16 protein-coding genes are annotated in these 25126 nt (G+C 37.6%); 3 read left to right on the top strand and 13 right to left on the bottom strand.

The features are described from left to right. Positions 1 to 82 precede the first annotated feature (82 nt). The 6 genes from EL101_RS07780 to parE all read right to left on the bottom strand — a co-directional run bounded on the left by EL101_RS07780 (position 83) and on the right by parE (position 10729). Entirely contained in the window at positions 83 to 1285 is a 1203-nt protein-coding gene (locus tag EL101_RS07780) for an AI-2E family transporter (RefSeq protein WP_096596320.1), read from the bottom strand. Between the two features lie 275 nt (positions 1286 to 1560). Continuing rightward, positions 1561 to 3600, bottom strand: a complete 2040-nt coding sequence (gene ptsG, locus EL101_RS07785; protein ID WP_096596321.1) for a glucose-specific PTS transporter subunit IIBC — start codon at positions 3598 to 3600, stop codon at positions 1561 to 1563. 109 nt (positions 3601 to 3709) lie between these two features. After that, positions 3710 to 4561: a glucose PTS transporter transcription antiterminator GlcT gene (gene glcT, locus EL101_RS07790; RefSeq protein ID WP_096596322.1), complete on the bottom strand. Its 852-nt coding sequence runs from the start codon at positions 4559 to 4561 to the stop codon at positions 3710 to 3712. 193 nt (positions 4562 to 4754) lie between these two features. Then, entirely contained in the window at positions 4755 to 6218 is a 1464-nt protein-coding gene (alsT, locus tag EL101_RS07795; protein ID WP_096596323.1) for a glutamine transporter AlsT, read from the bottom strand. 102 nt (positions 6219 to 6320) lie between these two features. Next, complete coding sequence (gene parC / locus EL101_RS07800) at positions 6321 to 8732, bottom strand: DNA topoisomerase IV subunit A (protein WP_096596324.1); 2412 nt, start codon at positions 8730 to 8732, stop codon at positions 6321 to 6323. Further along, on the bottom strand, positions 8732 to 10729 hold the full coding sequence (gene parE / locus EL101_RS07805; protein ID WP_096596325.1) for a DNA topoisomerase IV subunit B: 1998 nt from the start codon (positions 10727 to 10729) through the stop codon (positions 8732 to 8734). The genes parC and parE overlap by 1 nt, the downstream gene beginning before the upstream one ends. Before the next feature lie 290 nt (positions 10730 to 11019). On the opposite strand from parE, the gene plsY reads away from it, so the two are divergent. After that, positions 11020 to 11601 (top strand): glycerol-3-phosphate 1-O-acyltransferase PlsY, encoded by a 582-nt coding sequence (gene plsY, locus EL101_RS07810; protein WP_014613976.1) that lies wholly within the window; start codon positions 11020 to 11022, stop codon positions 11599 to 11601. Between the two features lie 83 nt (positions 11602 to 11684). Beyond that, a complete protein-coding gene (locus tag EL101_RS07815) occupies positions 11685 to 11990 on the top strand; it encodes a HesB/YadR/YfhF family protein (RefSeq protein WP_096596326.1) in 306 nt (101 codons plus the stop codon). 421 nt (positions 11991 to 12411) lie between these two features. On the opposite strand, the gene menI is transcribed toward EL101_RS07815, so the two are convergent. The 3 genes from menI to EL101_RS07830 all read right to left on the bottom strand — a co-directional run bounded on the left by menI (position 12412) and on the right by EL101_RS07830 (position 18895). Then, positions 12412 to 12861 carry a 1,4-dihydroxy-2-naphthoyl-CoA hydrolase MenI gene (menI, locus tag EL101_RS07820; protein WP_096541293.1) on the bottom strand — a complete coding sequence of 150 codons (450 nt, stop codon included), beginning with the start codon at positions 12859 to 12861 and terminating at the stop codon, positions 12412 to 12414. Positions 12862 to 13226: 365 nt separating this feature from the next. Continuing rightward, positions 13227 to 15932, bottom strand: coding sequence for an aconitate hydratase AcnA (gene acnA / locus EL101_RS07825; RefSeq protein WP_019166558.1), 2706 nt, complete (start codon positions 15930 to 15932; stop codon positions 13227 to 13229). A gap of 1328 nt (positions 15933 to 17260) precedes the next feature. Continuing rightward, positions 17261 to 18895 (bottom strand): BCCT family transporter, encoded by a 1635-nt coding sequence (locus EL101_RS07830; RefSeq protein WP_096596327.1) that lies wholly within the window; start codon positions 18893 to 18895, stop codon positions 17261 to 17263. 237 nt (positions 18896 to 19132) lie between these two features. On the opposite strand from EL101_RS07830, the gene mscL reads away from it, so the two are divergent. Next, positions 19133 to 19492 (top strand): large conductance mechanosensitive channel protein MscL, encoded by a 360-nt coding sequence (gene mscL / locus EL101_RS07835; protein WP_019166560.1) that lies wholly within the window; start codon positions 19133 to 19135, stop codon positions 19490 to 19492. A 219-nt stretch (positions 19493 to 19711) separates the two neighbouring features. On the opposite strand, the gene sbcC is transcribed toward mscL, so the two are convergent. The 4 genes from sbcC to EL101_RS07855 form a co-directional block, all read right to left on the bottom strand. Then, positions 19712 to 22744, bottom strand: a complete 3033-nt coding sequence (gene sbcC, locus EL101_RS07840; RefSeq protein WP_096596328.1) for an exonuclease subunit SbcC — start codon at positions 22742 to 22744, stop codon at positions 19712 to 19714. Between the two features lie 2 nt (positions 22745 to 22746). Then, the gene (gene sbcD / locus EL101_RS07845) at positions 22747 to 23868 is read right to left on the bottom strand and encodes an exonuclease subunit SbcD (protein WP_096596329.1); all 1122 of its coding nucleotides are present in this window, start codon (positions 23866 to 23868) and stop codon (positions 22747 to 22749) included. A 154-nt stretch (positions 23869 to 24022) separates the two neighbouring features. Next, positions 24023 to 24493: a CcdC family protein gene (locus EL101_RS07850; protein WP_019165384.1), complete on the bottom strand. Its 471-nt coding sequence runs from the start codon at positions 24491 to 24493 to the stop codon at positions 24023 to 24025. 249 nt (positions 24494 to 24742) lie between these two features. Next, positions 24743 to 24970: a YneF family protein gene (locus tag EL101_RS07855; protein WP_014613986.1), complete on the bottom strand. Its 228-nt coding sequence runs from the start codon at positions 24968 to 24970 to the stop codon at positions 24743 to 24745. Between the last annotated feature and the right edge of the window lie 156 nt (positions 24971 to 25126).

The following is a 25126-nucleotide window of genomic DNA, read 5'->3' on the forward strand; positions in this document are numbered from 1 at the left end:
TTCTTTAGTGTAATGACTGTGCATTCTTATAAAAAGAGATTGAGCTTCACAAAACCGCCCAATCTCGTCGTGTTACACTCATTTAATCTTTACTATATTCCTCTTTAGGCATCTCATAAGGGCCGGCATCATCTGCATAATATTTATTATAACGACGTTTGAACAGTAGGAAGATATGCGAAACGAGTACTTTTAAAATCGCATAACTTGGAATCCCTAAAATGACGCCGACAACGCCGAGTAAGTTCCCAGCACTTAAAAGCACAAAGATAATCGTTAAAGGATGAATCTTCAGCGTTTTACCCATAATATTAGGGGAAATAAAGTGCCCTTCAATAAACTGTACTGCCGTCCACACGACAATCAATTTAATCAACATAAACGGGGATGTAATAATTGAAATGATAATCGCTGGCGAAATCGCAATCGTAGGCCCTAAATAAGGTACCACACTCGTAACCGCTGCGATACTGGCTAAAATTAAAGCATAGTCTAAACCGATAATCGAATAACCGATAAAGAGTAAAATACCGATACAAAATGACACGATAATTTGTCCTTGAATGTATGAGCCGACTTGTTCACTCATTTTATCCAACAAATCATGTACATCTTTACGGAATTTTGGCGGTACAATTTTATTTGAAAACTCTTTAAAACGATGACCATCTTTTAACATGAAGAATAATACAAACGGTACCGTAACGATAACGACTGTAATATTCACGACAGCTTCAGCGAAAACACGAATTTTAGAACTCAAGCCATCCGCAAAAGTAGGAATCTTCTCCTGTAAACCTGTCACAGCCTTTTCAATTTGTGAATAGTAATCAGATAAAAATGGAATATGCATCATGTTATTGGCGAATGATGTCACTTTGTTTAAATAATTCGGGAAGTTGTCCATCAAGCGCTCAAATTGAAAAGATACAATCGGAATTAGCAAGTTCACTGCGATAGTAATTATACCAATGATGCCTAAAAATAAAATCGTAATGCCCCAAATACGGTTAATATTGTACCGTTCCATCAAATTAATGACGGGATTGAATAAGTAATACAGAATGAGCGCGATAATAATCGGTGCTGCAATCGTATTAAAAATGATAATAAAGGGTTGAAAAATATATGAAACGCGATCGAATATAAAAATCACAATTCCAACTAAAATAAAAACGAGTAACGCAAAAATGAGATCTTTGCCTCCGAAAAACTTCATGAAGCGGCTTTCTCGGATATCAATGTTTTTTGAAATACCATTTTGCTTATGTTGATTTTCAGACATATCATTCACCAAGCCTTTTCGAAATTACTTATAGTTTATCGTTTTTCACGTCAGATTGAAACTTAAAACCTATTATATCAAAGTATTTTTCTAGCTGAGCCATTTTAATGCCATCGTCTATCCATTTCAGTCATATGTATCTCTCAAATGATCGGACAAAATCTGGAACTTTCATCACGTACGCACCCAATGAAGGCGCGATATGCATGAAACAAAGCCGTTAAACGCAAAAAAGACTAGGACAACATCGTCCTAGCCTTTTTGTGCGTTACAACTTAAATTTCAAATAACTTGTCACCATGTTTGACATCATTTGCCTCTGTATATTTCAACGCTGTCACTTCAGATTGCGTCACAATAATTGGCGTGATATCGCTTTTCGCAGATGCACGGATAAGATCTAAGTCCACTGTCATTAAATGATCGCCCGCTTTTATCGTTTGACCTTCTTCAACGTGAACTGCAAACCCTTCACCGTTTAATTTTACAGTATCTAAACCAACATGAATCAATAATTCTAAACCATTGTCAGACACTAAGCCGAATGCATGTTTCGTTGGGAAAATCATTTGAACCTTACCATCAAATGGTGCATACACTTCACCACTCGTTGGACGGATTGCAATCCCTTCACCCATCATTTTTTCACTGAAGACTTGGTCAGGCACTTCAGATAATGGCACAACCTCACCATCCATTGGTGCGACAACTTGTCCTGTTTTCGTAACAGCCGTCGTGTCTGCAACTTTATCAATCACCACTGCTTCGTCCTTATCTTCATCTAAATCTACAGAATGTTGTACAGCTTGACCTGACATAATTTGTTGCATTTCGTGTTTGATTTGGTCTGATTTCGGTCCAAAAATCGCTTGCATATTGTTGCCGACTTCTAACACACCTGAAGCTCCTAAATCTTTCAAACGCGCCACGTCGACTTTTGATTTATCGTTCACTTCAACACGTAATCTTGTAATACATGCATCTAAATGTTTGATGTTCTCTTTGTCACCCATCGCTTGTAATACAGCGTAAGGCAATTCGCTTGCAGTCGTTTTCGTCGTTTCTGTTTGTTTATCCTCACGTCCTGGTGTTTTGTAATTCATCTTCGTAATCAAGAAGCGGAAGATTGAATAGTAAATAACACCATACACAAGGCCAACTGGAATCACGAGCCACCAATGCGTTTTGTTTGGCAAGATACCGAGTAATACAAAGTCGATAAAGCCACCAGAGAATGTGTAACCTAAATGTAAATCAAGCAAGTATAAAATTAAGAAACTTAAACCGTCTAATACCGCATGAATAAAGAATAATAATGGTGCTACAAATAAAAATGAAAATTCTAATGGTTCTGTAATACCTGTTAAAAATGATGTTAATGCTGCTGAACCCATCAAACCTGCAACTACTTTTTTGTTTTCAGGTTTTGCGGTATGATAAATCGCTAATGCTGCAGCTGGTAAACCGAACATCATCACTGGGAATTCACCTTGCATGAATTTACCCGCTGTTAAGTTTGTACCTTCACGAATTTGTTCGATAAAGATACGTTGGTCACCACGAATAATTTCACCCGCCATATTTGTATATGAACCGAATTCAAACCAGAATGGCGCATGGAAAATATGGTGTAAACCGAATGGAATTAATAAACGCTTAATAAAACCGAATAAAAAGACTGCTAAACCTGTGTTGGAATCTAATAAACCTTCACTGAATGCGTTTAAACCATTTTGAATCACTGGCCAAACGAGTGCCATTGGGAATGCAAGTAAAAATGATGTTGTCGCCATCACAATTGGTACAAATCGTTTTCCTGCAAAGAAACCAAGATATGATGGTAACGAAATGTTATAGAACTTGTTATAACACCATGCCGCGAGAGCACCGATAATGATACCGCCGAACACCCCTGTTTGTAATGTCGGAATACCTAAAACACTCGCATAACCTTTCGCAGCGTCACCCACATTGTCAGGTGTCACTCCTAAAAATTCACCCATCGTTTTGTTCAAAATGATAAAACCAACGAAAGCCGCAATCGCTGCAACCCCGTCACCACCTGCTAAACCGATCGCAACACCCATAGCAAAAATAATCGGTAAGTTTTCAAAAATGATACTACCGGCTGCTGCCATCATTTCTGCGACGTTTTGTACCCCATCAGCTTGAATGAATGGTAAGTACGATTGCAATTGTTCCCCTTGTAATGCTGCACCGAATGCGAGTAACAAACCGGCAGCTGGTAAAATCGCAACAGGTAACATTAATGCTTTACCGATACGTTGCAATTGTCCAAATAGTTTTTTCCTCACTGTAAGCCCTCCTATTTTGTTGACACAACACAAAAAGGCATGCGTAAAAAGCTGCGAGCGTTTTGCCCACAATTTTCAACTCATGCCTAATCTCACTTAGTAACACGTTTTATGATTGATTTTGAGATGCCAGTGACAATTGCTGAATGTGCATCGTTAAATATGCGACTTCAGCTTCGTCCACTTGTACATCGATTTGTGATTGTATCATTTTAACTATTTTAACAGCTACATTATAGCATAATGGATATTGCGACTTCAATAGGTTTTCAAAACTCAGTTCAATTGTCGTACGCTCGCCTTTTTTCAACCTTTGTAACAGAAAATGAATATGTCTCACAAACCGTTGATACTGAATGGATGCCACTGGAATTTGAATCTCCATATCATGTTCAATCATTCGAATCGCATTGTTAATCAACTTCGGTACATTTTGCATTTCGCTCAAATCGATATCGTCAGCTTGAGAAGCAATATGCAGCGCAATAAACCCTACTTCATCTTCTGGAAAGTCTGTATTCAATTGTAAGTTAATACGCGCCACTACCTTTTTAGCGATTTTATACGCTTCTGGATAACTGTATTTTGTCTCACTTAAAAATGGATTTTTAATTAACTGTCCTTTTTCTAAGCGTTTCAATGCAAAAATTAAGTGATCCGTTAATGAGACAATAAAGGATTCTTCATGATGCAGTTCAAAATGCGTCATAATCATCTGCACAGAATCAATAACTGCACGCAAGACACGTTCATCGGTATGTTCAACTAACATCTTATAATGATCTTGTTCGTTTTTGTTTTCCAACTTAAACACTTTTTCAATCGTATCCAAATCATTAATTCTCATCCCTGGTTTTTTATTAAATCCAAGACCTTTACCAATAATAATAACTTCTGATTTTTGATATTCGCAAATGAGCACGTTGTTGTTGAGGACTTTTTTTATCGTATATTGATTCACTTTTATGTCACCTCTTCAAAGTACAATTCAAATCATATAACGAAATGACTAGAATTGAAAGCACTAATTTTCGAAGTTGAGATTTGTACGACACTTTTTAGTTATTAATTTATAGGATTGTTCACTTCATCATAGTGGAAAGTGTCTATAAAATAAAGGCTGTAGGCAAATGCTGCCCCAGCCCATGTTTGAATTAATCCTTGTTTTTATTTTTATGAAGAGCGTTTCCCCAAGATTCAATACCAAATAAATTGATTTCTAATTCTTCTGGTTTAAAAATCGGGCGCTTGCCTTCTTTACGTTGACGTTGATAGTCGCGCATAACCGCTAAAGCAATATTGGACAAACCGATAATGGCGATAATATTGACGATAGCCATTAATCCCATAAATACGTCAGCCGTATTCCAAACTGTTTCGGTCTTTACAACTGCACCAACGAATACAAGAATAACGACAAGACAGCGGAAAATAAATAACACAATTTTATTAGTGGATAAAAACTCAATGTTGGATTGGCCGTAGTAATAGTTACCCACAACAGATGAAAACGCAAATAATGCAACGGCGATGGATAAGAAAACCCCACCTACACTGCCTAAGTGTTCATTTAATGCAGATTGTGTCACCGCCACACCTTGTGCTTCACCTTCACCAAATCGCAAACCTGAATATAATAAAATCATAATCGCTGTCGCTGTACAAACTAAAATCGTATCAAAGAATACACCTAATGATTGAATTAATCCTTGTTTTACAGGATGTGATACTGCGGCAGTTGCAGCTGCGTTCGGTGCTGAACCCATCCCTGCTTCGTTTGAGAAAAGACCACGTTTCACACCTTGTAGTACAGCAAAACCAACTGCACCACCTGTTGCTTGGTCGATACCGAAAGCACTTTTAATGATTGTAGAAATCATCGGGAAAATTTGATCGATGTTCATCACTAAAATGACTAACACGATTAAAATATAAATAATTGCCATGACCGGTACAATCACTGATGATAATGTTGCGATACTGCGCACACCACCGAAAATAACAATCGCTGTAATGACTGCTAAAATGATACCCGTCACAACAGGACTAATTTTATATTGTGTATTTAATGACTCCGCAATAGTGTTCGATTGTACTGTGTTAAAAACAAATGCGAATGTCACAGTGATCAATATCGCAAATAACACACCTAACCAACGTTGATTCAGCCCTTTTGTGATGTAGTAAGCAGGACCACCGCGGAAGCCCCCTTCTTTGTCAGGCACTTTATAAACTTGTGCTAACGTTGCTTCAATAAAGGCACTCGCTGCACCAATGATTGCAATAATCCACATCCAAAAAACAGCACCAGGGCCACCAAGCACAATCGCAGTTGCAACACCGGCAATGTTTCCTGTACCTACACGCGAGCCTGCACTAATGGCAAAAGCTTGGAATGATGAAATCCCCTTCTTACCACTTTCTAAAGTTTCGGATTTATCGGTTAATGCACGAAACATCTCAGGAAGCCATCGAATTTGGACAAACTTTGAACTAATTGAGAAAAACAAACCTACTGTCAACAGTAACCCGATTAAGTATTGTGACCAAATCAAGTCGTTCCCTATTTGAATAAATGCTTTAAACCAATCCGGAATTAAACTATCAAAATCTCTCACTCGAACCCCTCTTTACTCTTCAGTTTAAATGTCAGTGTCATTTTAAAATAACTAGTCTCATTTTATCATCATTGTGCAAAAGTGACTATCTATTTTTTAATACTAGTCCACATATAGGTCTTCAATTTCACCGAATGTACTCGTATCAACCACAAAACTACCATTTGTGTACTGTTCTGACAAGTGAATGTCTTTGATCAATCCTGTTGTCTCATCTTGTTGAGATACAAGTCGATATTTTGACTGCTCAGGGCGACATACACGTGCTGCAACAACGCGATGTGGTTGCTTTTTCAACTCTTTTAATAACGTAATACCACGTTGTGCACGTTTCGCTTGTTGTAACACTTTAAAACCAATACGCTTCAATGCCCCGCGTTGTGTCGCAATTAAAATCGTATCTTCTGTTTGAATGTGATCAGCCAGAACGACATGATCTTCGTCTTTTAAATTAATCGCTTTAATTCCAGCTGCACGTAATCCAGTATCTGGCAGTTCAGACATCGGATAAGTCAGTGACATGCCTCGGTGTGTTAACAATGTAATAAGTTGTGACGACGCATCTGTTGGCACAAGCACCACCGAAATGAGCGCATCGCCTTCTTTCACTTTCATCGCTACGAGCGGCTTTGTTGTCCGCGTTGACTTAAAGCCAGACAACAAACTTTTCTTAATCATACCTTGGCGTGTCGCTGTAATAATTGCGCACTCATCATTGAATTCAGACACCGTGTAACAATCTACCACACGTTCGTCTTCTTCAATTGGCACGATTTGAGACACATGTTGACCCAAATCTTTCCATTTCACGTCAGGCAATTTATGCACAGGTATGAGCAAGTAACGGCCTTTGTTCGTAAAGACCATCGCGTAATCTTGTGTATTGGTTTCAATGATTTTCAACACACCATCGCGCTCTTTTAAGCCAATTTCTTCTTTACCACTCGCATTGTAACTTCTTAACGATGTCCGTTTAATATACCCTTCTTGCGTCAGACTTAACATGACTGTTTCACTTGGGACAATCACTTCTTTATCGATTTTAATTTCAGAAATTTTCTCTTCAATGACCGACAGACGTGGCTGTTTAAATTGCTTTTTGATTTCAGATAACTCTTCTTTAATCACATCGAGTAATGCATCGTGGTTTTCTAAAATATGTTTCAATGCCGCAATTTTTTGTTTAAGAGCATCATACTCTTCTTGCAATGCCACAATGTCCGTATTCGTTAAACGATAAAGTTGTAACATCACAATGGCTTCTGCTTGGGCTTCGGTAAAGTCATACGTTTCAACTAAATTATCTTTCGCATCACGCTTATTTTTTGAATTTCGAATTAATGCGATGACTTCATCTAAAATAGAAAGTGCCTTCATCAGCCCTTCAACAATATGCATACGCTCTTCTGTATGCTTTAAATCAAAGCTTGTACGACGTGTCACAACTTCAATTTGGTGGTTGAGATAACTACTAATAATTGGCTTGATTCCCATTAATTTTGGGCGTCCTTCTGTAATCGCAACCATGTTGAAGTTGTACGCCACTTGTAAATCAGTATTTTTGTATAAGAAGTTTAAAATTGATGTCGCATTTACATCTTTTTTCAATTCAACAGCGACACGTAAGCCACTTCGATCGGTTTCATCACGCACTTCGACAATCCCTTCAACCTTTTTGTCTGCACGTAACTCATCAATCTTTTTCACGAGACTGCTTTTATTCACTTCGTAAGGAATTTCTGTCACGATAATTTGACTACGCCCATTACGCAACGTTTCAATGTCGGCTTTGGCACGTACAACGACTTTCCCTTTACCTGTCTCATAAGCTTTTTTAATGCCATCGATGCCTTGAACAATACCGCCTGTCGGAAAATCAGGCCCTTTAATATATTTCATGAGCTGCTTCACTGTCAGATCGGGATTGTCGATATATTTCAACGTCGCCGTAATGACTTCCGCTAAGTTGTGCGGTGGAATATCCGTCGCGTAACCCGCTGAAATCCCTGTAGAACCATTCACTAATAAATTTGGAAAACGTGCCGGCAATACCATAGGCTCCATTTCGGTATCATCATAGTTCGGTACAAAATCAACAGTATCTTTATGAATATCACGTAAAATTTGTTCAGATAACTGACTTAATTTCGCTTCAGTGTAACGCATCGCAGCAGGAGGATCATTATCAATACTCCCGTTATTCCCGTGCATTTCAACGAGCACGTGACGTAATTTCCAGTCTTGACTCAAACGGACCATTGCATCATACACAGAACTGTCCCCGTGTGGATGCAGCTGACCAATCACGTCCCCGACTGTTTTGGCACTTTTACGAAAATGTTTATCATACGTATTGCCGTTCGAATACATTGAATACAGAATACGACGCTGCACCGGTTTCAATCCATCGCGCACATCAGGCAAAGCACGCTCTTGAATGATGTATTTACTGTAGCGACCAAAACGATCACCAATAACGTCAACTAAAGGTAAATTTTGGATGATTTCAGCCATTATGCGTCCTCCTCTGCAATATCGTCATCTGATAAAATTTGAATTTCTTCATTTTCTAAAATACTTAGATCTTCTTGCATACCGAATTGAACATGGCGCTCAATCCATTCACGTCTCGGTGCTACTTTATCCCCCATCAATGTTGAAACACGTTGAGACGAGCGGACTTCATCGTCTATTTGCACACGAATCAGTGTACGTGTTTCAGGATTCATCGTTGTTTCCCACAACTGATCGGGGTTCATTTCACCTAAACCTTTGTAACGTTGCAGCACAAAACCTTTGCCCATTTCACGTTGCAACTTTTCTAATTCTTCATCTGTCCAAGCATATGCAACCTTTTTATTTTTGCCTTTCCCTTTTTCTAACTTATAAAGGGGTGGTAAGGCGATGTACACACGTCCTGCCATCACGAGCGGTCTCATATATTTGAAGAAGAATGTCAATAGCAACACTTGAATGTGGGCTCCGTCAGTATCCGCATCGGTCATAATAATAATGCGGTTGTAGTTGCTGTCTTCTAAGTTAAAATCATTTCCTACGCCTGCACCAATCGTATGAATAATCGTATTGATTTCTTCATTTTTAAAAATATCTTCTAAACGTGCTTTTTCAGTGTTAATGACTTTACCGCGCAATGGTAAAATCGCTTGGAATTTGCGGTCACGGCCTAATTTAGCAGACCCCCCCGCTGAGTCCCCTTCGACTAAGTACAGTTCGTTTTTTTCAATGTTTTTACTTTGTGCAGGCGTTAATTTACCTGATAATAACGTGTCTTTACGTTTATTCTTTTTACCAGAACGGGCATCTTCTCTCGCTTTACGTGCGGCTTCACGTGCTTGTTGTGCCTTAATCGCTTTTTTAACGAGTGATTTAGACAGTTGACCCTTTTCTTCTAGATAAAACGGCAATTTCTCAGCGACAATCGCATCAACTGCACTTCTTGCTTCTGGCGTGCCGAGTTTAGACTTCGTTTGACCTTCGAATTGTAATAAATGTTCAGGAATACGTACTGAAATAATGGCAGTTAAACCTTCACGAATATCATTACCTTCTAAATTTTTATCTTTCGCTTTTAAATCACCAATACGACGAGCATATTCATTAAATACACGTGTCATCGCAGTTTTAAAACCGACTTCATGTGTTCCACCATCTTTTGTACGCACATTGTTAACGAAGCTCATAATACTTTCAGAGTACTGATCGTTATATTGGAATGACACATCGACTTCAATTTCATTCGCTGTACCTTGGAACAAAGCGACATCATGCAGCACTTCTTTACCTTCATTGACATAGCTCACAAAAGCTTTAATCCCCTCTTCGTAATGATACGCTTCGCTACGTTCTTTCCCTGCACGACGATCTTCCAAGGTGATTTTTAAATTTTGTAATAAAAATGCAGACTCTTGAAGACGTTCACTTAAAGTTTCAAAATTAAAGCTTGTTGCTGACTTGAAAATTTCAGGATCTGGCTTAAATGTTACAGTTGTACCCGTTTTTTTCGTCTTTCCTTTTTTAATCAATTTCGTCTGAGGTACGCCACCGTGAGCGAACTGCTGTTCAAAAATTTCGCCGTCACGATGAATTTCTACAGTCAATGATTCACTTAAAGCATTCACTACCGATGCCCCTACACCATGCAGACCACCTGACGTTTTGTAGCCGCCTTGACCGAATTTACCACCTGCATGTAATACCGTAAAAATCACTTCAACAGTCGGCTTACCTGAACGGTGTGTCCCTGTTGGCATACCACGACCGTTATCTGCCACAGTGATGCTTTCATCTTCATTGATTGTTACGTTAATTTCGTTCCCGTATCCATTTAAAATTTCATCTACAGAGTTATCCACGACTTCATATACTAAATGGTGCAAACCGCGTTTATCTGTAGAACCTATGTACATGCCTGGTCTTTTACGTACGGCTTCAAGTCCTTCTAAAACTTGAATCGCATCATCAGAGTAATTATTAACCTTTTTTGCAGACACTCAATTCCCCTCCTACAAACATACGTTCGTTTATCAAACTATACAATAGCTATTCTTATATAAATCAAGGTAAAATGCAAGCCTAATCTAAATAGCAGCATAAATTAATATTATTTTTATGTGTATCGACTATTGATTACAAACTGCTATCTATGTAAAATCATAATGAATCAATGATACATTTTTAAATTCATTAATAGCATAAAGCAATTCAATAAAATATAAAAATACCTCATTTTCTCTTAAATTATGTTAAAATAGGAGTAGGTACTAAAAGGATGTGAAGAATCATGGTGTTAATCCTACTATTCATCGTTAGCTATTTAATTGGTTCAATACCAAGTGGCTATTTAATTGGTAAGATTTTCTTCAAAAAAGATATTAGAAAATACGGTAGTGGTAATATGGGAGCCACAAATAGTTTTCGTGTACTTGGGAAGCCAGCTGGTTTTGCAGTCACATTTTTTGATATATTCAAAGGCTTTATCGTTGTATTTTTACCCGTACTTTTCAACGTAGAAATACACGGTTTACTCGTAGGAATTTTTGCAATTCTAGGACATGTTTATCCGATTTACTTAAAATTCCGTGGTGGAAAAGCTGTTGCAACAAGTGCTGGCGTGATGCTCGCGGTCAATCCAATTTTGTTACTGATTCTTGCAGCTATCTTTTTCGCTATTTTGAAATTAACAAAATACGTTTCTTTATCAAGTATTATTGCGGCTATTTGTTGTGTTATCGGCTCTTTCTTTGTGAGTGACTACATTATGCTAATTACAAGCTTTGTAGTGGCGATATTGTTGATTTATCGACATATGAGCAATATTAAACGCATTATTAAAGGCACAGAACCGAAAATTAAATGGATGTAATCATAAAGTTTTAAATTTCATTGAAAACCCCTTACAATAAGGTTGAATAACATTAACCTTAATATTGAAAGGGGTTTTTTTACGTGAAAATTGAACTTACAGATGACGCTGTCCAATGGTTCAGAGACGAGTTAGAATTACCTGAAGAAGGAAAAGTATTACAATTCTATGTGCGTTATGGTGGCGAATTCCAACTCAAACAAGGCTTTAGCCCCGCTTTTAATGTAGAATTTGAAAGTGATATTGATGAAATTGGCTTTGAGGAAACATTTAACGACATTCGCATCGTAATTGCCGAAAAAGACGTTTGGTATTTTGAGGATCACATCTTGCATATTGATATTCAGGATGATGAAGTGATTTATCAAGCGGAGGCTATTGAAGCTTAGGTTGTTGATGAAATGGTTTTAACAGGGTGTGGCTTCATTTTTGATTTTTAGTTCTTGATATATCTTATGGCACACGCCCTCTATTACTAGATGCTGAACATGCCGTGAACTTGCGATTGCCCTTATGGACTCGCGTTCTTAGGGGCTGAACCTTCAACTAACCAACGCTTCCATTAAATTAAACATGTGTTGAAGCGTTGGTGGATTTTCCGGTTCAGCTGATCCCTCAAGAGTCTCGTCCATTGGGGCATTCTCACGTTAACTTCGGAAAAGGGGGCATGGTCTTTGTTGATTATTAACACGGTGGAATTAAAAATTTAGCCACAGTGTTAAAATTGTTTTTTATTTCGTATGCTATTATAGGCCTTGATTGATTCACTTCGGCCCTATCTCAACATTTTCGGCTTGCTTACTGATGCCTCTATTTGACTTCTTGATTTTCTCCAGCTTGATTACGTTGATCTACATCATGGTACACAGCATACCAGTTCGGAAATGCTTTATCTAAACGGACAGGTTTCCCCGCATCTTTCGTAATGATAACATTATCTGTATATCCCGTCGTAACAAGCTCACCTTTTGCATTATAAATTTCGTATTGATAACGAGAACGTAAACGCGAAAATCGAGAAACCCACGTTTTAATTGTCACTTTTTCAGGATATGTCACACTTTTTTTATATTGAATGTTGAGTTCAGTTACTGGCGACACAATGCCTGCTTGTTCCATTTCTGCATAATCTAAGCCCAGCTTGCGTATGTAATCCGTACGTGCCACCTCAAACCAAGTCGCATAATTGCCGTGATAAATGACACCCATTTGATCCGTTTCTTGGTATCTTGCTTCAATTTCTGTTAATGCATAAATCATTCTTTTACCTTCTTTCTATATAAGAGAAACATGCTGCATTTGAAAAGTCATCGTCGGTTCTAATCAGCGCTGTCTCACAATTTGAAACTTTAACTTCATTCATCTCTATGACATTATCGCATATTTTGATCAATTCGATACAGTGTGAACCCCTAGTTAATGCGTTTTAAAAATCAATTAGAATATTTAAGTTGACATAATATGATTATAATAAAGTGATTCGTCTTACGTGTTCGACTGAGAGATGACTCGCATTTTCTCATCACTCAGCGCCCAATGAAAAGACATGACTCAAATCCATAATAAAAAGGGATAAGCGCCAATCATGACCTTATCCCCTATCATTAAAAGTCTATCTTATGCCATTAGGCTGAAGCTAACTTTTTACGTAATACAAGTTGTAAAATACCGCCGTGACGATAGTAATCGATCTCAACATTTGAATCGAAACGTGCAGTTACATCGAATTCAACTGTTGTACCATCTTCTTTCGTCGCTGTCACTTTAACTGTTTGACCTGGTTGAACATTTTCATCAAGGTCAACTGCAATTGTTTCTGTACCGTCTAAACCTAATGTATCGGCAGATTCACCTTCTTTAAATTGTAAAGGCAATACACCCATCATCACTAAGTTTGAACGGTGAATACGTTCGTAACTTTGCGCAATAACTGTTTTCACACCTAAAAGATTTGTACCTTTAGCCGCCCAGTCACGAGAAGATCCCATACCATAGTCGTTACCAGCTAATACAACTAAACCAGTACCGTCTTCTTTATATTTCATTGCAGCATCGAAAATCGGCATCACTTCACCAGTTGGCCAGTAAGTTGTATAACCACCTTCAGTACCTGGCGCAAGTTGGTTTTTAATACGGATATTCGCAAATGTACCACGTACCATTACTTCATGGTTACCACGACGAGAACCATATGAGTTGAAATCACGTGGCGATACACCATTCGCTGTTAAATATTGACCTGCTGGCGTATCTTTACCAATCGCACCCGCTGGAGAAATGTGGTCCGTTGTCACTGAGTCACCAAATTTACCCATCACACGTAAGTTAGATAACGGTTGGATCGCGCTAGGTTCTTTCGATAAACCTTGGAAGAATGTTGGATTTTGAATGTATGTTGATTGTGGATCAAAGTCGTACAACGGTTGATCAGTTGTATCGATTTGATTCCATAATTCGTTGTTGTCATACACGCTCTTATATTCTTCTTTAAAGAGTTCAGGTGTTACAACGCTTTCCACTGCATCTGCAACTTCTTGAATTGATGGCCAAATATCTTTCAAGAACACATCATTGCCTTGTTGATCTTGACCTAATGCTTCGCTGTGAAGATCGATATCTACAGTACCTGCCAATGCATACGCAACAACAAGTGGTGGTGACGCAAGATAGTTTGCTTTCACTAATGGATGGATACGACCTTCGAAGTTACGGTTACCTGATAACACAGAAGTCACGAGTAAATCTTCGTCAGCAATCGCTTTTTCAATTTCTTCTAATAATGGACCTGAGTTACCGATACAAGTTGTACAGCCATAACCCACTAAGTTAAAGCCTAATTGATCTAAGTAACTTTGTAAGCCTGAATCACGTAAATAACCTGTTACGACCTTTGAACCAGGTGCTAAAGATGTCTTCACATAAGATGGCACCTCTAAACCTTTTTCAACTGCTTTTTTCGCTAGCAAACCTGCACCTAACATGACATATGGGTTTGATGTGTTCGTACAAGATGTAATCGCTGCAATCGCAATATCACCTGTCGTCATTTCAGTTGTTGAGCCGTCTTTAAAGTTCACTGTCGCTGTTTTATCGAATTCTGACTTATCTAAACCATGACCTTGGTTACCCGCTGGTGCAGTAACAGATTTTTCGAATTCTTTTTTCATGTCGCTTAAGAAAATTAAATCTTGAGGACGTTTAGGACCAGATAAAGACGCTTCAACAGTTGATAAATCTAAATCTACCACATCTGTATAGTTCGGTTCTTCATTGACATCAAAGAACAAGTGGTTTTGTTTTAAGTATGTCTCAACTGTTTCAATGTGCGCGTCAGAACGTCCTGTTAAACGTAAATATTTTAATGTTTCATCGTCAACTGGGAAGAAACCACAAGTCGCACCATATTCAGGCGCCATATTTGCGATTGTCGCACGGTCTGCAAGTGGTAATTTGTCTACACCAGGACCGAAGAACTCAACGAATTTACCAACAACGCCTTTTTTACGTAATAATTCAGTTACACGTAAAGCTAAGTCTGTAGCATTCGCACCTTGTGGTAATTCGTTCGTCAAACGTACACCAATCACTTCAGGAATTGGGAAATATGAAGGTTGACCGAGCATACCCGCTTCAGCCTCGATACCACCAACACCCCAACCGAGAACACCTAAACCATTGATCATCGTTGTATGAGAGTCAGTACCTACTAACGTATCAGGGAATGCAACTTGCTCACCATTCTCTTCACGTACGTGGACAACATTCGCTAAATACTCTAAGTTAACTTGGTGAACGATACCTGTTGCTGGCGGTACTGCATTATAGTTATCAAACGCTTTTGTCGCCCAGTTTAAAAATTGGTAACGCTCATAGTTACGTTCAAATTCTAATTTCATGTTGCGTTCTAACGATTCAGGATTCGCATAGCTATCTACTTGTACAGAGTGGTCGATAACTAAGTCTACTGGTACTTCAGGATTGATTTTAGTTAAGTCCCCACCTACATCATCCATCGCTTTACGTAATGAAGCCAAGTCCACGACCGCTGGCACACCAGTAAAGTCTTGCAAAATAACACGTGACGGCTTAAATGGCACTTCACCTTTTTCGTTTTCTTTACCGAAAGATGAAAGTGCTTTAATGTGTTCATCCGTAATAACAAAGCCATCCTCTTGACGTAAAACAGATTCAAGTAACACACGAATTGAGTATGGTAAACGACTAATTTGTGTGTAACCTTGTTCTTCTAAAGTGTTTAAATCGTAATACGTTAAGTTCTTACCATTTAATTGGAATGACTTTTTTGCTTGTGCTTTTAAATTTGAAGCCATTGAATATCCCCCCTGATATTTTTATATGCCGTTTATTTAATTGTATAATTAACGCTTTATGAAAACAACTAAATGGAGCGCAAAAGTAACCATTTGGAGTTTTGACTTTCTAATCAGTTATTATAAGTAAAAGTTATGATGATGATATAGCGTTATAAGTATATGTTATTAATTGAGAATGATTTTCATTAACAGTAGTTCGGTTTGATAAAAGCAGAATTTTAACGAAGAACAAAATTTTTAGCGTTTGATTAAAATAGAATCAAAGAGCAAAGCGTGGTGACCCGAAGCGCTATCATTAAGTGCTCGATCAAATATGGGGATGGGAATTAAATTTTTAATTATCTTAACTTGATGCATTTTCATCAAATTACCTCATTGGTCACCTTTTTAAATTTTCACAATTGCTGTAATGGACTCGCCTTTCCAGGTTTTCCCTTTTTGAACATGTCACTTGCAAACGATTGCTGTCTTGGCCTCGCGTTCCCAGGGACTCGCCTCAACTAAATTTGGCTTGATTAAGGTTTACACTTGTTTGAAGCCAAATTGAATTTTCGGCTTCGTCTGATCCCTCGGGCGTCTCGTCCATCCGGCAATCTTGCATGGACAAAAGCAAGGAAAGAGGGCACACTTCCATTTCATCGACTCAGTTAGCTTCATCTAGACAGTTAGTGCGTCAAACATTGGCCATCATTAAGTTTAAGAGGTTGTGACATGGAAAATTTTTGGCCTTAACCCCTTCCTAGATTTATGATTCATTAATAATTTTGAAACAGTCGGAAAGTGGGGGAATGGGATACAAAAAATTGATGCTATTGTCTGCTTGATTGCATAAACTTACACTCAGTTTCGCTATATTTGATAAAAGATTGTCCAGAAGGCTGAGACTCCTATGGGATAGTGTGGAATAATAGTGTGTTTCTCTTGTGTTTGAAAGTGGCTCATATTGATTGCTGTAGTGATTGAGGTGACGATGATTGGATGCACTGCGAAATCAATAAACGGTGTTCCAAATGTAGGATTTTCGGCAGAACTCCCGCGATTTCAACAAAATTTGGAAATCAATTTTGCTTATCGCTCGGTTCTGCTCAAATCCTAAACGCTTTCGTCACAACCTCCTGGCAGCTCCTAGGAAGAGCGCGAAGCCTTCTGGGCAATCAAAAAAACCATCAATCATAGGAAGGCCAAGTTTAACAAAAAATGCATCAATGGCATCAAAAATTTTATCCCCATTCACCTTAATTGATTTGATATTTCCACATTTTGCTTTTCGTTCATCATAAGAAAGGAGCTAGGAAACGCAATGTCCTAGCTCCTTTCGATCGATACTATTTTTCTTGCTCACGTAAGCCTTTACGTTTTGAAATTAATTCGTCTTCATAATCTTGTTGTGAATTCGCGACGTATTCTTTCAAACGATGCTTATTCGGTGTTAAAGTAAGGCCTAAGAATTTACGCTCTTTATTGGCATCTTTATAGAAACTAATCATCATCAGTATCACGATAAAGGAGAACGGCAATGCACTAATAATCGCAGCACTTTGCAAGGCGTTTAAACCTGCTTCTCCGTCACCGCCACCTGAAAGTAACAAGACGAACGCGATTAATGATTGTGCGATTCCCCAAGTCACTTTAATGAATGCACTTGGATAAAGTGAACCATTCGTTGTTTGCATACCTAAAACGAATGTCGCCGAATCTGCTGATGTAATAAAGAATGACGCAATAAGTAATAACGCGATCATTGATAAAACAATGCCAAGCGGGATATGGTTGAATACACCAAACAGTTGTGTTTCTGCTGACATATCAAAAATCTCTTTATGTTTCTTAGCCGTTTCAATCCCTAATACACCAAATACACTAAACCAAATAAAGCTTACGATGACAGGTACAAGTAAAACACCTGAAATAAATTCTCGAATCGAACGTCCTTTTGATACACGTGCGATGAAGACACCAACGAATGGGCTCCAACTTAACCACCAACCCCAATAATAAAGCGTCCAGTCAGACATCCACTCACGCTTTTGTGGGTTCGTAGCTGCTGCATCAAAACTGTTGAATAAGAATGAATTTAACAAACTACCTGTTGAACTTGTAAACATATTTAAAATGAGCACTGTCGGTCCAACAATGAGACCCGCAAGCAATAATAATGTGCCCAGTCCAATGTTTAAATTACTTAAATATTGAATCCCTTTACTTAATCCTGACCATGCACTCATAATAAATAAGATGGTTACGACAACAATAATGATAGATTGCGTCACAATTGTATTAGGTAAACCAAATAAGTAATTTAAACCACCTGAGATTTGTAATGCCCCCATACCAAGTGAAACTGCAACACCAATCACTGTTGCAAACACTGCTAACACGTCAATAATTGTTCCGATGACACCATCGACATGATCTCCCAAAATTGGGCGCAACGTTTTAGAGAGTAATCCCGGTTCTCCTTTTCTAAATTGTGCATATGCTAACGCTAACGCAACAACACCATAGACTGCCCATGCATGAAACCCCCAATGGAAGAATGTCGAACGCAACGATTCGGTAAATGCTTCCGTAGATTGTGGATCTGCATTAGGTGGAGACGCAAAGTGAGAAATAGGTTCAGCTGCCCCGTAGAAGACTAAACCAATCCCCATACCTGCACTAAACAACATCGCAAACCAAGAAACTGTATTAAATTCCGGTTTGTCGTTTGGACGTCCCAACTTTAACTTTCCAATTGGGCTAAAAATTAGAAAGATACAGAAGAATACGATAATCGTAGTTAAAATAAGATAATACCAACCCAGTTTATCTGTAATCCAAAGTTTAATCGTATTCGTAAATTCACCAAATTGCGTTGGGATGAATACACCAATGAGTACAATCGCAAAAACGATAATCGCACTAATTAAGAATACAGGAGAAAACTTCTTACCATTTGGTTCTGGAGTTGAAGAATTCATAAAATAACATACTCCCTTTCCTCATATTAAATTTTAAGTATCACACACTAATAATTAAAAAAACTCAATAATTAAATTAAAAGTGCAATCGACATATATACCATAACAAAACATTATCATATAATCAATGTACTGAGAAATGTATGAAGTTTATGAAAATTTTGTATTGAAATAATGATGCATTCGTGTATAATCGTTTTTGATATTCAAAATTTTGCAAATAGAGGTGAATTGGACATGTTACAAGAATTTAAAGACTTTGCGTTAAAAGGTAACGTGCTTGACTTAGCAATTGCAGTTGTCATGGGGGCCGCTTTTAATAAAATTGTTACATCATTAGTTGAAAACATCATCATGCCATTAATCGGTTTATTATTTGGCGAAGTTGACTTTGCGAAAAACTGGTCAATGTATGGCATTAAATATGGTATTTTTATTCAATCGATCATCGACTTCATTATTATTGCATTCGCATTATTCATTTTTGTTAAAATCGCCAATACGGTGGTAAAACCAAAAGAAGAAGAAGTTGTCGTAGAAGAGAATATTGTATTATTAACTGAAATTCGTGATTTATTACGTAAAGACAGTAAATAATCGATACGATAGCGAGGCTGTGAAATTCAATTTTCTCAGCTTCTTTTTTATTTCCTACGCTACGAATTCTATCAATGAAAACTGTCACCAACACCTTTGAATACAAAAGCATTGGTGGCAGTTTCGCGTGCTTATAGAGGGGTATACGTCAGCGGCTGATTCATCACAATTATATTTTGTCAGTACTTATACATGCCTTTCAATAGTGCATAACATCATTTATTCATTACTTCTTAAATGCGTTGTACTTTGGTAGTTTTTAGAGACAACTTCTAAAATGATCGGAATGCGATTTTTTAGTTCTGAAACGTGCGAAATAACACCGACTAATCGACCACTCGATTGCAATTGAATTAAAGTGTCGAGTGCTGTTTCTAACGTTTCTTGATCAAGTGTCCCAAATCCTTCATCAATAAACATCGCATCTAACGCAATGCCACCTTGTTCGCTTTGAACGACTTCACTTAATCCTAACGCCAATGCAAGTGAAGCTTGGAACGTTTCACCACCGGACAATGATGTAATGTGACGCGCTTGGTTAGAATAGTAATCAAATACCTCAATCTCAAGCCCACTAAATCCTCTTCCTTTTTTCTCATTTCTCACTAATTCATAACGCTGCCCGGTCATACTGAGGAGGCGTTGATTCGCTTTTAACAAAATCTGTTCTAAATAGTGCATTAAAACGTAATTTTCTAATGTTAGGTGATGTGCATTTTTGCCACTTAAAATTTCAGCAAGCTGGAATAATTCAATTTGTTCATTAAGTGTATTTTTTAAATAAGTCACTTCATCTTTAATTTTTTGTGCTGTTTTTTGATTTTGTGTCGCTTGAAATGCATATTCATTAAAACGTCTTTGCACATCTTCAAAAGCTTCACGTTGTTGCTGTTGTTTTACTTTTAAAACATCTAAATCTTCAACAGTGATGGTGGAAAGTTGCTGAGACACATCTTGTATTTTAAGTTCTACCATTTGTTTTTCTTGATAATACGTTGTCACTTGTTGTTCGTACGCTTCCTTATGCACACTATCTTGTAAAATATCGAATAATGTTTCACGATTTTGAATATTTAATGCTTCCAATGCTTCATCAATGTCATTATTCAAAGTTTGCACTTGTTTTGAACGTTCAGTGATTTGCTGTGCAAGCAATTGTATCTCATATTGTTGCTCTTTGATCTTTGTTGCAAGTTGATCACGTCGTTCTGTTAATGTTACTTTTTCTTGATTAAACTGATTGACAGTTGATTTTAATTGGGTAAAGGCAGTTTGGAATGCCTCAATATTGTCGTATGCCGTTTCAGCAACAAATCTGTCCATACGCTCTTGAATGTATTCTTGCTCTTTCTTTAACAATTGTATTTGTTGTTGATTTTCGTCTATCACTCGATGAATACGACCCACTTCTTCCTGGATGGCTGCAATGCGTGAATTTTCTTTATCGATGGCCTCTAGTTTTTGTTTGATGTCGTGTTGCTCCGTTTCTGCCTTTTTGAGGTCTTCTTCATTAAAATCAACTTCACCGATTTCAGCAAGACGTGCTTTCGTGTGTGTGATATTCGCTTCACATTTAATCTTTTGTTCTTTAAGTTTTTCAAGTGTTTGCTCAATAATACGATTTTCTTGTTGAATCTTTTTAATTTGCTCTATATCTGCATCCGCTTCAACATGATGCACCGTTTGCCCACATACCGGACACGGATCATTTTGACTTAATGTCGCACGCAATGTCATCACAGCTTGTTCATGATTCAACAACTGTTGTTCATTTTCTGAGATAGCTTGAATATTCGCCTGCTGTTGAGCAATCTCCGCATCGATTCGCTTTAAATCCTCAGTGTACTGTTGAAGCTGATGTTGTTGACGCGCTTGAATCGTTGCATGATTTTGTGCGATGCGTAATGTCGCAATTTTTTCTACTAACGCTGCCTGTTCAGCTTGTAATTGTGATTTTTGTTCATAATCAGGTTGGCGTTCTATATCGTCCTTATCAATCGCTTCAAGTTTTCGCATTGCTTCTTCATTATGCTGCACTAACTTTTGCGTCGTTTGCTCAATGCTTGTCATACGTGCATATTTTTCTTTCAATTGCTCACACTCTTGATAAAAATGACGTGTGCGCTCAAGATACTGTGCTTTTTGGTTCATCTCATCTTCTTGTAATAAATGCGTTTCAAGCGCTTCTTGCTGTTCAATCTGTTCTGTTTCTAATTTTTCGTTTTCATTTTGCAGTTGTTTATGCTCATTTTGTTGTCTCTTTAATGTCACTTCAAGTTCTTGAAGATTTTGATACAGTTTCAGCGCCATTTTACTTTCATTCATTAACTTTAATTGCTGTTCAAGTTGCTGAATGTGCGGTTGACGTACTTTAAATTGTTCAAGTTTTATCTTCAATTGTTGCTGTTGTTCAGATAATTGTTGGCGTAAAATTTGACGATCTACTGCTTCATTCACCCTATTTAACTCTTTTTCAACCTTTAATTTTTCTTGTTGCACTTTTAAGACTTGTTGTTCTGCAATCGTTTCAAATTGAGGTAAGGCTGACATCATCAAATCATATTGTTCACTTTTGAGTCCTTTTTCCACTACCAAATCAGGATGGTCAAGTGTATACAATTCATCCCAAGCACTTTGTATTTTAGTATAGATTTGATCGATTTCAATTTTCATGTTTTTCGTTTTATCAGTGAGTCGATTTTTCAACATATCATATAATTGCGTATTAAAGAGCGTTCTTAAAATGGTTTGCTTATCTGTACTATTTGAGACTAAAAACTCTTTAAACTCACCTTGAGGCAATACGAACAACTGTCTAAACTGATCTTGCTTAAGTTTTAGAAGATCTAAAATAAAGCGTTCCCCTGCTTGAATCGTGCTTTCTATGAGTTCAAAACGTCCTGCCTCATGACGATACACTTCAAGCTTCGGTTTCGTTTCATTTTTATTACCCGGTTTTAAAAACGATGCTTCACGAACGACTTTATATAATCTACCAGAAATTTCAAATTCAAACGTGACGGTTAAAGGTTTGGTAGCATCTGCAAAATGACTTCTTAAATGTTTCACTTCTCTTTTTTCTGTAGATGCACGCCCATACAATGCATACACAATCCCATCAAAAATCATTGTTTTACCTGAACCTGTCTTACCACTAATCAGAAACAGTTGATTGGATTGGATGCGGGAGAAATCAATCGTCTCATCTAAAAATGGGCCGAAATTTTGAAGATGCAATTTTAATGGTTTCATGATTATTCCTCCTCATTCATCGTTTCTAACAACTGGATGACATTACTTTTTTGCGTCTCTGAAAGCGTACCGGTCGTCATTTCAGAGTAGAATCGGTCTACGATATCTAATGGGGATAACTTTTTAACATCTGTCAGTATTTTAGACTGATAAGATGACGGTAGCGTTTGTTGTGTTAAAGATAATGTATTTGGATAAATCTGTTTCAACTTTTGCATAGGGTCTTTGACATGCGTTAAATGTTCAACATTAAAATGAAAATAACTGTCATCACTTTTACGCTTAAATCGGCCGTTCATAATATCGTCAAAACTTGCTTCCACAACTTCTAACTCACGTGCTGGCTTTAACGGGATAAAACTTTGTCGCATCGCTTGATCGGCTTCAATATGAAATAGGCGCACGCCCTTAGCTTGTTGCACTTCGGAAAATGAGTATTGTAACAGCGAACCACTATACACGACGTTTTGATACTGACTCGCAAAAGGATGATGAATATGTCCCAGCATGACCGCATCAAAATCCAACAAAAATTGTGGCGATACCGCTTCAATGGTACCTATCGTAATGTCGCGTTCCGAATCACTTTTTGGCGCACCTGTCAGCGTAAAATGCCCCACTAAAATGTTCGTCATTGCAGGATTTAACTGTGGTCGTACTTGATCGACTAGTTTTTTCACAGCCTCTTCATAATATTCTACAGAAACTTCTAAATACTCACGTGCTTCAGATAAAGTAAAAAACGGCAGCGTATAAATGGCCACATTCCCCAAAATCACTGGTTCAAAAAATTGCTCAATTTCTGTCGTAATATAAAGTTGATTATGTCGAAACCAAGAAGCACCATAGCGCAAACGTTCTTTACCATCGTGATTGCCATTAATCATCACAATCGGAATTTGCATCTCTAAATTGATTTTTGCAATCGTTTCTTCCATCAGTTGAATCACGTATTTACTCGGATAAGCCGTATCATAAATATCTCCTGCAATAATGAGCGCATCCGGTTGTTCATGTTCAAGCACTTCAATCAATTGTTTTAAAACATATTGCTGATCTTCCAAAAACGAATGACCGTTTAAAACTTTGCCTAAATGCCAATCGGCCGTATGTATTAATTTCAATTCCATCACCTCAGAACAAATGTTCGACTTTATTTTATAGCATGCTACGGTTCATTTCAAGTGACGACCGACGATTTTTATTATCATTTTGCACTTGCTTTCAACTATAGAAAAAGACCTCGCAGCACGCTCACTGCAAAGGTCAATAACATACTCATGATGCGACAATTTGATTTTTGATTTTTTTATATCGATAAAGCATCGCAAGTCGCCAAGGTACAAGCATACTAAACGCGAGCAAGAAGAACATCCCCGCTAATTCCCCAGGGTCTACAGAATTACCTAAAAAGACTTTCAGTACTGTACGAATCAGTAATAACGTGACCAGTACAAATGGGAATGCTTTAGATTTTTTTAAATAAATTTGGCTACCTTTGACTTCAAAATGCGAGGTCATGATGAGTACACTTGAAAAAACAACCCCTAACACGACGGATTCAATGATTTCAAACCCAGTTAATCTAAAATAAGGGACGACATACATCAGTGCGCCCGTAGCCATAAAGAAAGGAGGCAAAATAATTTTCTTTGTATTTACTGGATATTTTTGCGCCTTCATTCTAATGACAATGACACCTGCACCCATTACAAACGCAATGAGTATGGATAGAACTAAATATGTCAACGCTGCTCCTCCTAACATCATCCAAAGATACCAATAAGTATATCATATGACACCCCAAATGAGTAATAGTCTATACTTGTCGTTTTGAATGGAAAACGAATATATTCAGCAGTTTTCCAAACTAAAAAGTATAATTGAACGGTTGAATCCAAAACTTCTGTTTCAGATACATTCAAAAAAGAAAATAGCAAGGATGTGCGCGTTTCTAATTCCAGCACAAATCCTTGCTATCGTTAACGTTAAAGAACATTACATTTTTTTATCCATGTTTTTGTTCATCATTGTCATCATTTGATTAATTTTCTTTTGAGATGGTTTTTGTCCCATCTGCATCATCATCATGCGTAACATTTCTTCATTGATTGGTGGGTTTTTCTTTAAATAATCCATCATATATTTACGTGCTAAGAAAAAGCCCCCAACTAATCCACCGATAAGTGCAATAACAATTAATAAAATTGCTAACCATGTAGCCATAGTTTCACCCACTTTCTTTATCCTTTTGCATTTTACTAAAATTATGTATGCTTTTCAAGATATGGAAGACAAATTTATACCAAATCCAAAAAGAAAAGCCGAGCTCAAAATCGACTGATCGAGCTCGACGCTATATTTGACACTATTTTAGAGGAA

The organism is Staphylococcus delphini, from assembly GCF_900636325.1.
GTDB lineage: Bacteria > Bacillota > Bacilli > Staphylococcales > Staphylococcaceae > Staphylococcus > Staphylococcus delphini.